The organism is Thermobifida halotolerans (assembly GCF_003574835.2).
Lineage (GTDB): Bacteria > Actinomycetota > Actinomycetes > Streptosporangiales > Streptosporangiaceae > Thermobifida > Thermobifida halotolerans.
In genome coordinates, this window is sequence record NZ_CP063196.1 from 178,358 (window position 1) to 191,415 (window position 13,058).

The 13,058-nt window shown below is 71.6% G+C and carries 10 protein-coding genes; 5 read left to right on the forward strand and 5 right to left on the reverse strand.

What is annotated here, in order from left to right:
• Positions 1-221: 221 nt before the first annotated feature.
• Positions 222-1,154 (reverse strand): 3-methyladenine DNA glycosylase, encoded by a 933-nt coding sequence (locus NI17_RS00765; protein WP_068687744.1) that lies wholly within the window; start codon positions 1,152-1,154, stop codon positions 222-224.
• 264 nt (positions 1,155-1,418) lie between these two features.
• On the opposite strand from NI17_RS00765, the gene NI17_RS00770 reads away from it, so the two are divergent.
• Positions 1,419-2,225, forward strand: a complete 807-nt coding sequence (locus tag NI17_RS00770; RefSeq protein WP_068687745.1) for an OmpA family protein — start codon at positions 1,419-1,421, stop codon at positions 2,223-2,225.
• Between the two features lie 38 nt (positions 2,226-2,263).
• Here the strand turns inward: NI17_RS00770 and NI17_RS00775 are convergent, their stop codons facing one another.
• Complete coding sequence (locus tag NI17_RS00775; RefSeq protein ID WP_068687746.1) at positions 2,264-4,036, reverse strand: hypothetical protein; 1,773 nt, start codon at positions 4,034-4,036, stop codon at positions 2,264-2,266.
• 354 nt (positions 4,037-4,390) lie between these two features.
• Between NI17_RS00775 and NI17_RS00780 the strand changes: the two genes are divergently transcribed.
• Both NI17_RS00780 and NI17_RS00785 read left to right on the forward strand, forming a co-directional pair.
• Positions 4,391-5,812: an aldehyde dehydrogenase family protein gene (locus NI17_RS00780; RefSeq protein WP_068687747.1), complete on the forward strand. Its 1,422-nt coding sequence runs from the start codon at positions 4,391-4,393 to the stop codon at positions 5,810-5,812.
• Between the two features lie 236 nt (positions 5,813-6,048).
• Positions 6,049-6,432: a hypothetical protein gene (locus NI17_RS00785; protein WP_068687748.1), complete on the forward strand. Its 384-nt coding sequence runs from the start codon at positions 6,049-6,051 to the stop codon at positions 6,430-6,432.
• Positions 6,433-6,489: 57 nt separating this feature from the next.
• Here the strand turns inward: NI17_RS00785 and NI17_RS00790 are convergent, their stop codons facing one another.
• The 3 genes from NI17_RS00790 to NI17_RS00800 form a co-directional block, all read right to left on the reverse strand.
• A complete protein-coding gene (locus NI17_RS00790; protein WP_068687956.1) occupies positions 6,490-7,464 on the reverse strand; it encodes a trypsin-like serine peptidase in 975 nt (324 codons plus the stop codon).
• 134 nt (positions 7,465-7,598) lie between these two features.
• Positions 7,599-9,200 (reverse strand): CocE/NonD family hydrolase, encoded by a 1,602-nt coding sequence (locus tag NI17_RS00795; RefSeq protein WP_068687749.1) that lies wholly within the window; start codon positions 9,198-9,200, stop codon positions 7,599-7,601.
• A gap of 173 nt (positions 9,201-9,373) precedes the next feature.
• Complete coding sequence (locus NI17_RS00800) at positions 9,374-10,150, reverse strand: DUF4184 family protein (RefSeq protein WP_243597581.1); 777 nt, start codon at positions 10,148-10,150, stop codon at positions 9,374-9,376.
• A gap of 163 nt (positions 10,151-10,313) precedes the next feature.
• On the opposite strand from NI17_RS00800, the gene dxr reads away from it, so the two are divergent.
• Together dxr and NI17_RS00810 are read left to right on the forward strand one after the other, a co-directional pair.
• Positions 10,314-11,513 (forward strand): 1-deoxy-D-xylulose-5-phosphate reductoisomerase, encoded by a 1,200-nt coding sequence (gene dxr, locus NI17_RS00805; RefSeq protein WP_068687957.1) that lies wholly within the window; start codon positions 10,314-10,316, stop codon positions 11,511-11,513.
• Positions 11,514-11,523: 10 nt separating this feature from the next.
• On the forward strand, positions 11,524-12,879 hold the full coding sequence (locus NI17_RS00810) for a M50 family metallopeptidase (protein WP_068687751.1): 1,356 nt from the start codon (positions 11,524-11,526) through the stop codon (positions 12,877-12,879).
• Positions 12,880-13,058: the final 179 nt, after the last annotated feature.

The following is a 13,058-nucleotide window of genomic DNA, read 5'->3' on the forward strand; positions in this document are numbered from 1 at the left end:
GGTGTTCTCTGAGAGCCGTTACGGACCGGGCACGACGGGCACACCTGGTGGCCGCCGCGGTCGTGCCTTGGTGGGGGAGTTTCACCCCGCCGTGTGCAGCAGGCCGGGAAAGCGCTTTCCGTAAGGAAAATATTACGGAACGCATACGGCGATGTCAATACTTTGGTGTTGCCTCGCTCACACTCGGCCACTGATCCGTCGGTTCCGACAGCGACGGCGTCCTAGTCGACTGCGGGGTGCCCGACCTCGACGCCCAGCGTCTCGATCACGGCCAGGAGTCGGTCGCGCAGCGCCTGCCCGCGCTCACTGAAGCCCCGCTGGGCCGCGGTGTACTCGGCCTTGCCCTCGGGCGTCTCGACGCGCACCGGCGCGTACCCGTGGGCGGACAGGTCGTAGGGCGAGGCGCGCATGTCGAGTTCACGGACGTCACGTGCCAACTCGAAGCAGTCCAGCAGCAGTTCGCCCGGTGTGGCCGGCGAGAGCTTGTAGGCCCACTTGTAGCAGTCCATGGTGGCGTGCAGGCAGCCCGGCTGGTCGAGGGCGACCTGGCTGTCCCGGGTCGGCTGGAGCTGGTTGAGGGGGCGCGCCTCGGGGGTGAAGAAGCGGAACGCGTCAAAGTGCGAGCAGCGGATGCGGTGCGACTCGACCACCCGGTCGGTCCCCTCGGCGCCGAGCCGCAGCGGAAACGCGTGCCGCCGCTCCTGTGCCGACTGCCGGTAGACCATCGCCCACTCGTGCAGCCCGAAGCAGCCGAAGTTCGCCGAACGCGCCCGGGTGGCCGCCAGCAGGTCGGCGACGAACCGCAGCGCCCGGGACCGGTCGGCGACGAAGGCCGCGACGTCCAGTTCCACGCCGGTGACCCGCGCCCCCGAGGCGTCGGTGACGGTGGCCGGACGGTACCAGCGGCCGAACTCGGCGCGGGCGGCCTCACCCAGCAGCACCACCCCCGGCCCCGGATGCCAGCGGCGCAACTGGGCGGGCCGGTGGCTGTAGTAGGTGAACAGGAAGCTCTCCACCGGCCGGGCCGACTCCCGCCGGGCGCTGCGGACGAACTCCTCGGCGCGGTCGGCGTGCCGTGCGGCGCGCTCCCGCCACTCCTGCTCGGTGAGGACGACGCGGGGCGCGGGGATCGGAAAACGGGCGGCGCTGTCCATGACGGTTCCAGGGTAGGGCTTCGCAGAAGCCGGATGTGTCCCGTTTCCGGCGGAGCCCACCGGGGTCCGTGAATGTGTGATCTGCGCCACTTGCCTTTCCGGGGCGGCTCGGCGAAGAAGCCGGACAAACCGCAGAACCCGACCGACAAATGGGTGGGAAAAACACCGGGGAACAGCACCGGAGAAGAGTCCGGGAGACAGCCGTAAACGGATTCCCGGCAAACGCCGACACCACGGCGGTCAAGATTTCCTAACCTCGGTTGGGTGACAGAACGACAGTATGGGCAATGGCGGGCCGCAGCGTCCCGGAATACGAGAACGGCGGGCTGGGAACGGGAGTCGGGTGCCGGTCTGTGCTCCGGCTTCGTCACCCTCCCCTTCGTCGGTGTACTCGCCCTCGGCCTGTTCGCGTTCTCGGTCGCGCTGCTCCCGCCCGAGGAGTCGGAACACGGTACGGCTGCGCACGAAGCCGAAGACGTCTCCGGCAAGAAGGCGACAGAACCGAGGAGGAAGGAATCGGAGTTCGCAGCGGGAGAAAAGGAGGCCGATCCCGCCGAGAGCGGAGAAGCGGAAGAAGACCGGAGAACCGGATCAGGGGAGAACCCGACCGGAGAAATCGAGGCGGTTGTCCACTTCTCCCACAACGGCACCGAACTCACCTATGAGGGAATCGTCGAGTTGCAGCGTTTCGCGGAGGAGGCGACGGAGGCGGACGCCTCGTGGGTGCGGATCGACGGATACGGCGACAGCACCGGAGCAACCGAGGCGAACCTGCGGGTCTCTCTGCAACGCTCCGAGGAGGTGGCGGCCTTCCTCCAGGAGGTGATGCCGACCGGCGGGGTCGAGTTCGTCACCGCGGGCCACGGCGCGGCCGACCCGGTGGCCGACAACAGCACCGAGGAGGGGCGCGCCCGCAACCGCCGGGTCGAGGCGACGGCCGGTACGGCGGCCTACGTTCCCGGCGGCTTCGACCGGGAGGACTCCCCCGCCGAGGAGACCGGAGCAGAGAAACGCGGCGACGTGGCGGGAGTGGCCGTCCCGCATCCCGGACCACCGTTCCCCACGGACTGAGGACCGGGCGCGGCGCACGTCCGCCCCGCGGGCGGAGCTCAGTTGGTGCTGTGCACCCTCAGGTGGCGGCCCAGATACCCGATGTAGATCCGGTTGGTCCGCCCCGGGCCCAGGTCCGGGTAGTAGTACAGGCGTGGGCAGATCCCGTACTCGGTGTCGAGCTTGATGTGCGCGAACATCGGAACCTCCCCGTCGGGGTGCACCTCGGCGGGAACCCGGAAGACCCGCTTGCCGCTGAGTTTCGCCCGGTTCTGCACGGTGTCGCTCTCGTGGGCGGCCATCCGCTTCACCGGGATGGTGTGGAAGCCGTCGGGCTGGTCGCGCAGGTAGTCGTGGAGCGTCTTGCCGTTGTCGGGGTGCGTCAACTGGTAGCGCACGTAGTCGTTGAGGGCGCGCAGCGCCTCCCACGCCTTGGTCGCCCACAGCCGCTCCTTCTTGTTCCCACTGAGCTCACGCACGTCGTCGAGCGAGTCGTCGATGGTCATGTGCAGGTAGGGGAAGGCGGCGTGGTCGGTCATGCGCTCCAGCAGCTCCTGGAAGTCGTTGGGCGGCCGCTCACTGGGCGCCACGGGGGGCTTCGCCCCGGCCAGCGCGTACTGGCCGATCCTGCGCAGTTGGTCGCGCAACCAGGTGTTCTCGTGCCGGGCCGCGCGTAACTGCTCCTGGAACTGGTCGCGTTCCTCCTCGGTCTCGGCCAGTTCCGCCAGCAGGCGCTCGCGCTCCTTCTCCAGTTCCGCGATGCGCGCGTTGCGCCGTTTGATCTCGCCGGTCAGCTCGGTGGTGCGGTCCTGGCCGGTCGGGGGGACCACGGACAGCCGGGAGGCCGTGGCGGACTCGGTGCTGTAGACGACCGTGGCACGGGGGGACAGGGTCAGTCCCGCGGGGAGCGCGGACAGCTCCGCCTCCTCCTCGTTCAGCAGCGAGTCCAGGGAACGCAGTTCGCCGGGGAGCGGGGCGTCCAGGATCACCTCGCGCACCGAGTGCACCAGCGCCCTGCCGACCCAGGAACGGACCATGCCTCCGGTGCGGGCGGCGTCCATGCTGCGCGTACTGAGCCGGGGATGCCGGAGGGGGTCGCCGGGGTCGCTCAACCGCACCCCGGGGCGGAAGGTGCGGACCCCGCCCACGGGGACGTCGAAGTCCTTGGGCAGCCGCGCGGCCACCCGCTCCTGGGCGGCCCGGTCCAGCACGTAACCGGCGTACATGCCGCACGCGAACTTGAGCACCTGGGTCATGGCCGCCCGCCAGCCGACAACGGTGAGGTCTGCGGGCGCGCCCGTGACGATCACGGCCATCCGCCGGGTGTCGTCGCCGATCGCCGCCAGCAGCGCGTCGACCGCCTGCTCGTCGCGGCCCCGGACGATCACCGGCTCCTCGGTCAGGACCGCCGCGCCGTCCGAGCACCGCGCCGCGTTCAGAAACGACCGCACGAGCTTGGGCCGGACCACCTCCAGCCGCTCCTCCTCCGGTTCCTCTCCCGGCTGGTCCGCGGTCATGTCGACCCACACGGTCCGGTCGGAGGCGCGCCCCGGATCGGACACGGCGGTCAGCACGGTCCGCCACACGGTCCCGTCCCTGTCGTGGGTGGACTCGGTCTTCAGCCGCAGGAAGCGGATGTCCTCGTCGGGGTTCTCGTGCCGGATGACCTTCACGGTGTAGCGGTGGTCCAGCGCGTAGTGGCCCGACCGGCGGACGTCCACGTGCTTTCCGCCGGACTTGTGGGCGAGCCAGGTCGAGAACGTGTCGAGGCTGAGGTCGATGACGTCGTGCGGGGGAGAGACGGTGAAGATGGTGCGGTAGACGAGCGGCAAGCGGCATTCTCCAGTCGACGGTCCTCTTGGTTCTACCCGGCGATCGGCGGGACCCGCTTCCTCGGAGTCCCGGACGGGGCTGCGCCGCCCCGGACGCGCGAGCCGATTCCGCGGCGGCCGGTGTACACGTCCCGACACAACTGTGACCGACCCGCGCGGGATGCGCCACCTGGTGGGGGATGACTGCGCACGACACCCGGCGGGGAGCGCCGCGAGGAGGCGGGGCGGCGGCCGAGCGGGGGGACGCGCGCCGTCCGGACACGGCGGGAATCCCGCCAATATGGAGTACAGAACCGCGCTGTTGGTCCCGATTGGATGAGGAACGGCGGGGGAGCGGACGGTAGCGTCGCGGACATGTCCAAACGTCCGTTCTGGCTGGCCGGAGCCGCTGCCACCGGCGACACCGAACTCACCGTCACCAATCCCTACACGGGTCGGGTCGTGGCGACCGCCGCGGTCCCCACCCCGGCCCAGATCGACCAGGCCGTCGCCGCCGCCCACGGCGTCCTCGACGAGGCCGCCGCCCTCTCCGCCCACGCGCGCGCGGAGGCGCTCAGCCACGTGGCCCGTCGGCTCGGGGAGCGGTCCGAGGAGATCGCCCAGCTCATCACCGCGGAGAGCGGCAAGCCGATCCTGTGGGCGCGCACCGAGGCGAATCGGGCGGCCTCGGTGTTCACCTGGGCGGCCGAGGAGGTCCGCCGTGACAGCGGACGGATGCAGCGCCTGGACACCGACCCCGGGGGAGCGGGTCGGGTCGCGCTGATCCGCCGCGTGCCCAAGGGCGCGGTGCTGGCCATCTCACCGTTCAACTTCCCCCTCAACCTGGTCGCGCACAAGGTCGCCCCGGCGATCGCGGTGGGCGCCCCCGTCATCGTCAAGCCCGCCCCCGCCACCCCCCTGTCGGCGCTGCTGCTCGGGGAGATCCTCGCCGAGACCGACCTGCCCGCGGGGATGGTCTCGGTGCTGCCGATGCCCAACGAGCTGGCTCAGCCGCTGATCACCGACGAGCGGCTGCCGGTCATCTCCTTCACCGGCGGCCAGTTCGGCTGGCAGTTGCGCAGGATGGCTCCCGACAAGCACGTCACCCTGGAGTTGGGCGGCAACGCCGCCGCCGTGGTCCTGGCCGACGCCGACCTGGACCACGCCGCCGAGCGCATCGCCCTGTTCGGCAACCACCAGGGCGGACAGGTGTGCATCGGCGTGCAGCGGGTCGTCGTCGAGGACTCCGTCTACGACGAGTTCGCGAGCAGACTCGTGGAGCGCGTCGAGGCGCTGGTGACCGGCGACCCGGCGGACGAGGCCACCCAGGTCGGCCCGCTCATCGACGAGGCCGCCGCGGCCCGGGTCGTGGACTGGGTGGACGAGGCGGTCAGGGGAGGCGCCACACTGCTCACCGGCGGCACGCGCGACGGCGTCACCGTGGCCCCGACCGTCCTGGCCGACGCGCCCGACGACGCGAAGGTGGTGTGCGACGAGGTGTTCGGCCCGGTGCTGGTGCTGCGCCGGGTCAGCGGCGTGGACGAGGCGTTCGCCGAGGTCAACAACAGCGACTACGGTCTGCAGGCGGGCGTGTTCACCCGCGACCTGCACACGGCCTTCCGGGCGCACCGCGAACTCAAGGTGGGCGGCGTCATCGTCGGCGACGTGCCGTCCTACCGCGCCGACCAGATGCCCTACGGCGGCGTCAAGAAGTCCGGAGTCGGCAAGGAGGGGATCCGCTCGGCGATGGACGACCTCACCGACGAGCGGGTGCTGGTACTGACCGGGGTGCTCTAGGGGCCGCCGACCGCAGCACCGGGGCGACTTCGTGGTTGCGGCCCCGGCGTCGATCCCGGTCCTGCGCCTCGCGGCCGGAGCAGATGCGGTACCCGACCGCTGACGTCGTCCCCGCCTTCCGACTGGCCCCGAGCAACCACAACGGCGGTCTTGTACCCGAGGTCACCCCGACTGTGGTTCCAGGGGCGGGATCACCGCCGGGGCGGGGCGGGCGCGGCCTTCAGTACGTTGTGGCGGTGAGCGGAGAGGCCGCGGGCCGCGACGCCAGGATCGGGGCGGCGCGCCACCAGTCGGAGGACCGCCTTCGGAAGTTGGCGGTACTGGTGGCCCCGCGCACCGAGTGCACGCTGGTCCACGGGGAGTCGGGCCCCGACCACGTCCCCGTCGGCGACGACGGGCGTGCCGTGCTCGTCGACGTCGAAGTACATCAGGCCCTCGATGTCGACGAGCACGTCTTCCCGCGCGTCCGCTTCTGCGAGCACTACGCCGCCCCGGCGCGTCCGGGACTTGACCCGCGGCGCCTTCTCGACGGCGACTTCCCCGACCGGGACGTCATGCGGGGGATCGCCGAACACAACCTGCGGGAGACGCTGACCCTCCTCGAACCGGCCGGAGACTGACCCCGACGCCGGAGGGCCGAAACCGCGGGAACAGGCCCTGCGGCGTCGAGACCATGGTCACAGCGTCTGCGCGGCCTCGTAGACGCGTTCGGCCTCCTCGCCCAGGCGGGGGCCGTACTGGATCTCGGAGTCGTCGGCGTACTTGAAGCTGATCAGCGAGGTGATCGTGCCGGTCCCGGTGTCGGGGTCGAAGTCGGCGAACCACGGGCCGCCGCTGGAGCCCTGGGTCATCGCGCAGCGCATCCCCGACCCGTGGGTGCCCTGCCGGTCCGGGGTGGTCGGACCGGCGCAGTAGTGCAGGTGCTCGCCCGAGTAGGGCGGCGAGGACGGGTAGCCGAAGGCGTGCACGTGGGAGGCGATGCGGCCGTCGAAGGAGACCTCCTGGGTGCCGGTGCGGTCGGCGACGTGCCTGCCCAGGGGGTCGGTGTTGAGCACGACCAACCCGAAGTCGTAGCTGTCGTCGCCCTGCCGGGACCACCTCGGCGAGACCAGCATGTCCCGGGCGGAGTAGCGCCCGTAGGGCTCGCGCCCGTCGGTGTGCCCCGGGACGAAGATCCAGTTCTCCGCCCACGATCCCGTCTTGTCCTTCAGGCAGTGGCCCGCCGTGAGCACGGTGTCCCGGTTCTCGGCGGTGATCACCGAGGCCGTGCAGGTGTAGTCCGCGCCGTCGATGGTGAGGTACACCCGGCCGGTGGTCGCCGCGACCCTGCCGCCGTCGGTCCAGCGGTGCACGGTCGCGGTGTCGTCGGCGGTCTCCGGGCTGCGCGGCCGGTCGAACAGCGGCGGCAGCGGAGCGGGCAGGTCGCCGAGCGACAGCGCCCGGGGCGCGGCCGCGGCCATGCGTTCGGGCGTCCAGTAGTCCAGGACGGTACGCCGCTGCTCCGGGGTGACCGCCGCGGCCTGGTGCACCACCTCCCCGAGGACCGGTTCCGCCCCCCGCTCGGCGGCGGGCACGGCCGCCGAGGCGGGGGGCACGCCGACCACGGCGAGGACGAGGGAGGCGAGAGTCGAGTACGCGATGGACCGAATCATGCCCCGGATCATGCCACACGCTCTGTGTTGGCGTGGCTTCTTTCGGTGATTTCCCTCTGGGGGTGAGGGACGACGCGGACAAAGGGGGCGGCCTCCCCGGCGCGGTGGGGAGGCCGCGGTCGCAGGGGCGGCCGTCAGGCCGTCGGCACCCGCAGCCAGGACGGGGCGTCGGCGGAGGAGCTCACGGTGACCGTGCCGCCCGCACGGTTCTCACTGCCGTAGCGCAGGTCCTGGCCGTCGACGACCAGGGCGAGACGGTGTCCGGCGGGCACCCGCCACACGACCGGCTCCAGCGCGATCTCCACCGTCCGCGCCTCGCCCGGGGCCGCTCCACGCAGGGTGTAGGGCTTGTGCGTGAGGAGTGAACCCGTCCCGGAGGAGTCCACCGCGTACAGGTAGACGAACAGGGAGGCGTCGGCCCGGTTGGGGGTGAGGGTCAGGCGCACTCGCGGTGTGCCGCTCACCGTGGCTCCGCCGGGCAGGACCGGGCCGGTCCACACACCCGCGTAGACCCGGTTGACCAGCGGCAGCGAGACTCCGGTGGGGATGTCGGCGAACTGCTGGACGGCGCCGCTGAGCAGCAGTGCCCCGCTGTTGGCGGTGGTGCCGAAGGCGGTGCGGATCCGGTAGCTCCAGTCACCGGGGACCTCGGTGCTCAGGCCGCCGGTGGACCGCCAGTTCGTCCAGGTGACCGCGGGCCTGGTCAGGTGGTAGGTGGTCGTCGAGGCGGTCACCGACTCCCAGTCGGGGTAGCCGGTCCACGTCCCGCCGCCGCTGTTCGGTCTGACCTGGACGGGGGGTTCGGCGTCGATGCCGTTGTCGATTCCGCGCAGGTGGTGGTCGAACCAGCGGCCCAGCGACTCCCAGGTCTCGTTGGGCAGCCCGAACGCGCCGAAGGCCTCCTGGGTGGCGTGGTCGCCGGGGGCCAGCATCAGCCGCTTGGGGGTGCGCAGCGCGCCGTAGAAGTCGGTCATCTGGCTCGGCGGGAAGATCCCGTCGTTCCAGGCGTGGGCGATCATGATCGCGGTGCCGTTGGCGTTGATGTCGTCGACCCCGGTCGCCGCCGAGCGCACGGGCGCGGCGTCCAGGGCGGGTCGCGCGTCGCCGTCGCGGTAGCCCTCCTCCATCGCCTCCAGGGTGTCGCCGGGGGTGCCGGTGAGTCTGGCGGAGGTCAGCAGCAGTTCGACGGCCTGGGTGCTGAAGGTCTCGTTGGGGTAGACGGAGGCGGCCAGGTCGGCCCAGCCGCTCATCGCGCCCACGGCCCGGACCCGGTCGTCCTCGGCTGCGGTGAGCAGGCTGATGCCCGCGCCGTAGGAGATGCCCGCCATACCGATGCGGTCGGGGTCGGCCTCGGTGGTGGCCAGCGCCCAGTCGATGACCGCGCGCGCGTCGGCGACGTCCCGGGGACCGGCGACCTCGATCTCGCCGCCGGACTCGTTGAAGCCGCGGGAGGTGTAGCTGATCACCTGGTAGCCGGACTCGTGGGCGAGCCTTCTGGCCGCGCCCACGTAGAGGGTCTTGTTCGTGGCCCAGGCGGAGGGCATGACCAGCAGCGGGTGCGGGCCGGACGTGCCGGTGGGGGTGATGACGAGCGCGCTCAGTTCGACACCGTCGTCGACCTGGATGCGGACCCGTTCGGTGGTGGAGCCGAGAGTGGCGTGGGCGGGAGGTGACAGTAGTGTGACGCTGAGTAGTGCTATGAGGGTTGCGCTGATGACCGTCTTCAGGCGTTCCATGGGACCTCGTTCCGGAATGAGCGGGAGATGACGGACGGCCGCGCCTGCCGTCGCATCCCGGTGGGCCTGTGGGGGTCCCCTCGGGGAGGGGTTCTTGTTACCGCGAAGTAAGTTACTCCAAAGTTAAGTTAAAACCGGGCCAAGGGTTTGTAAAGCCCTTCCTGTGAAGCGGATCACTTCTCCTCGTCGGTGGCTTCCGCCCCGAAGGACCGGGCGGCCCGGAGCAGATGCCAGACCGCCGCGAGGCAGACCACTCCCACACCGGCCCCCCGGAGCAGCCCCAGCAGCACGCTGCGGACGAAGTCGTAGCCGCTCACCGCCGCCTCGGGGGACGCGGCCCACCACACGGCCCCCGCCGCCCCCGCCGCGAGCAGGCCGACCCACAGCCGGCGGCGCGCGCCCCCGCCCAGCACCCCCTCACCGGCGGACCCGGCGGGCGCCCGCCGGTACCAGCGCACCACCCACCAGGCCAGGACACACAGCCCTCCGGCGGAGCTGAGGTACATGAGCACGTTGTACAGCCGGTGCGGGCCCACCACGCCCACCTCCAGAACCGGCCAGGCGGCCACCGCGAACCCGTGGGGCTGCGTGAAGGAGTCCCACACCACGTGCGTGGCCGCCCCGACGGCCAGCGAGAGCACGGTCCAGGCCGGGGCGGCCGCCCCCCACCGCGGACGGGGAGCAGCGGCCAGGCGCCCCCGCAGCGGGGCCGGAGCCAGGTCGACGAGCGGGGCGCGCAGCAGTCCGTGGAACAGCGCGAACACGGCCAACCCCACGGCCACGTCCGCCCCCACCGGGCCGAACAGGCCGTGGGTGGCGGCGGGGTCGACCGGAAGCGGCAGGTAGTAGGGCAGGTCCGGGACGAGGGCGCCGATCACCAGCGCGGAGGGCACCAACCGCCCCCGCGCCAGCGGAACGACGGCGGCGGCGTGACTGACGGTGAAGGGCATGGAGGGATTATCCGGGAGCGCCGGACCGGTGCCGTCCGCTCCGGACATCCGGGACGAACATGAGGAGGCGCTGCGCCACAATGGGGACGTGACCACTGCTGCTCAGCCCGACGAGGCGTTCGACCCGGCATCCGCACAGTCCGCACCGGCCCCGCGCGAGGTGGTGATCCTCGGCTCCACCGGCTCGATCGGCACCCAGGCCGTCGACGTCGTCCGGCAGGCGCCGCACCGCTTCGACGTCGTGGGCCTGGCCGCCGGGGGCGGCCGCCTCGACCTGCTGGTCGACCAGGCCTGCGCACTCGGCGTCCAGGCGGTCGCGGTCGCCGACCCCGCCAGGGCGGCCGAACTGCGCGACCGGCTCACCGAACGCGGCAGCGCCGCCAAGGTGCTGGTCGGCCCCGAGGGCGTCGCCGAACTCGCAGCGTGGGAGTGCGACGTCGTCCTCAACGGCATCACCGGCGCCCTGGGCCTGGAGTCCACCCTCGCCGCACTGCGCGCCGGACGGCTGCTCGCCCTGGCCAACAAGGAGTCGCTGATCGTGGGCGGTCCCCTGGTCCGCGAGATCGCCGCCCCCGGCCAGATCGTGCCGGTGGACTCCGAGCACTTCGCGCTCGCCCAGTGCTTCCCCCGGCTGCCCGGCGGCCAGCTCACCAGCCTGGCGCAGGGCGCCGTCACCGCCCGGCGCGACCAGGTGCGCCGCCTCGTCATCACCGCCAGCGGCGGCCCGTTCCGCGGCCGCTCCGCCGCCGAACTCGCCGACGTCACCCCCGAGCAGGCGCTCGCCCACCCCACCTGGAGCATGGGGCCGGTCATCACCGTCAACTCCGCGACCCTGGTCAACAAGGGACTGGAGGTCATCGAGGCGCACCTGCTCTTCGACATCCCCTTCGACCGGATCGAGGTCGTCGTCCACCCGCAGTCGGTGGTCCACTCGATGGTGGAGTACGTGGACGGCTCCACCATCGCCCAGGCGAGCCCGCCCAGCATGCGCATCCCCATCGCCCACGGCATCGCCTGGCCGGACCGGGTCGCCGACGCCGCGCCCGCGATCGACTGGACCAGGGCGCAGCAGTGGACCTTCGAACCGCTGGACCACGAGGCGTTCCCCGCGGTGCGGCTGGCCTGCGAGGTCGGTACGGCGGGCGGAACCGCGCCGGCCGTGTACAACGCCGCCAACGAGGAGGCCGTCGACGCCTTCCTCGCCGGACGCCTGGCATTTCCGGCGATCCTGGACACCGTTGCGCGGGTAGTCTCAGAACACCGGGGAGAGGCTCGGGGAGCCGGACTGCGACTCGCGGACGTCTACGCGGCCGACGCGTGGGCCCGGGTCCGAGCCAGGGAACTCATCTCCCGACAGGGGTGAGGAGACGTACATGGTGGCGTTGCTGACCACGCTCGGGATCATCATCATGGTCCTGGGGCTGCTGTTCTCGATCGCCTGGCACGAACTGGGACACCTGGCGACGGCGAAGATGTTCGGCATCCGCTGCACCCAGTACATGGTGGGCTTCGGCAAGACGCTGTGGTCCGTCAAGCGCGGCGACACCGAGTACGGCATCAAGGCGGTCCCGCTGGGCGGGTACGTGCGCATGGTCGGGATGATCCCGCCCGCCAGGCCGCGCCCGGACACCGGCAAGCCCATGTCGCGGTGGCGCGCGATGATCGAGGACGCCCGCGAGGCGTCGTTCGTGGAACTGGAACCCGGCGACGAGAACCGGCAGTTCTACCAGCGTCCGCCGTGGAAGCGGCTCATCGTCATGTTCGCCGGACCGTTCATGAACCTGGTCCTGGCGATCGTGCTGTTCGCCGTGCTGCTGATGGGCATCGGCACCTACCAGCCCACCACCGTCGTCGGCTCGGTGCACGACTGCGTGGTGCCCGCGACCAGCGCTACCGGCACCTGTCCCGAGGACGCCGAACCCTCACCGGCGTCCAGGGCCGGACTGGAGCCGGGCGACGAGATCGTCGCGGTCAACGGCCGACCCACCCCCGACTGGGAGGCCGTTCAGGCCGCCATCCGCGCCCACGTCGGCCCCGGCACCGTCCAGGTGGTCCGCGACGGCGAGGAGCTGACGCTGACCGCCGAATTCATCGAGAACCAGGTCGTCAAGCGGGACGACGACGGAAACACCGTGGTGCGGACCGACGCCGACGGCGATCCGGTCCTCGACGAGGAGGGACGGCAGATCCCCGAGACGGTCACCGCGGGCTTCCTCGGGTTCGTGCCGCAGCAGCAGCGCCAGACGCTGAGCGCGGCCGAGACCGCCGTCTTCTTCGGCGACACCATGGTCGCCGTCGGAGAGGCCATCGTCACGCTCCCGACCAAGATCCCCGACGTCTTCGCGGCGGCGTTCCTCGGCGCCGAACGCACCCCCGACTCGCCCGTCGGCGTGGTGGGAGCCTCCCGGATCAGCGGGGAGATCCTCGCCATGCCCGCGCCGGTCCTGGACCGCGCCTCGATGGTGATCAACCTGCTGGCCGGGATCAACCTGTTCCTCTTCGCCTTCAACATGCTGCCGATCCTCCCCCTGGACGGAGGGCACATCGTCGGCGCGCTGTGGGAGGCGATCCGCAGGCGCATCGCCAAGCTCTTCAAGCGCCCCGACCCCGGGCCCTTCGACGTGGCCCAACTCATGCCGGTCGCCTACGTCATGGTCGCCTGCTTCCTGGGCTTCAGCCTGATGCTGTTGGTCGCCGACATCGTCAACCCGGTCCGCCTCGTCCAGTGACCCCGACCCACGGTCGGTGACGCGGCGGCGACACCTCGGTGAACGCGCGCGGACGGTTCGAGGAGCCGTCCGCGCGCGGGCGTTCGGCGGTGTCGGGAGCCGGTGTCCAGGCCGGGTAGCCTTGTCACACACGAACCAACGGCGAGGTCCGCAGCCCCGTTCCGCGCCGCGACGCCCGT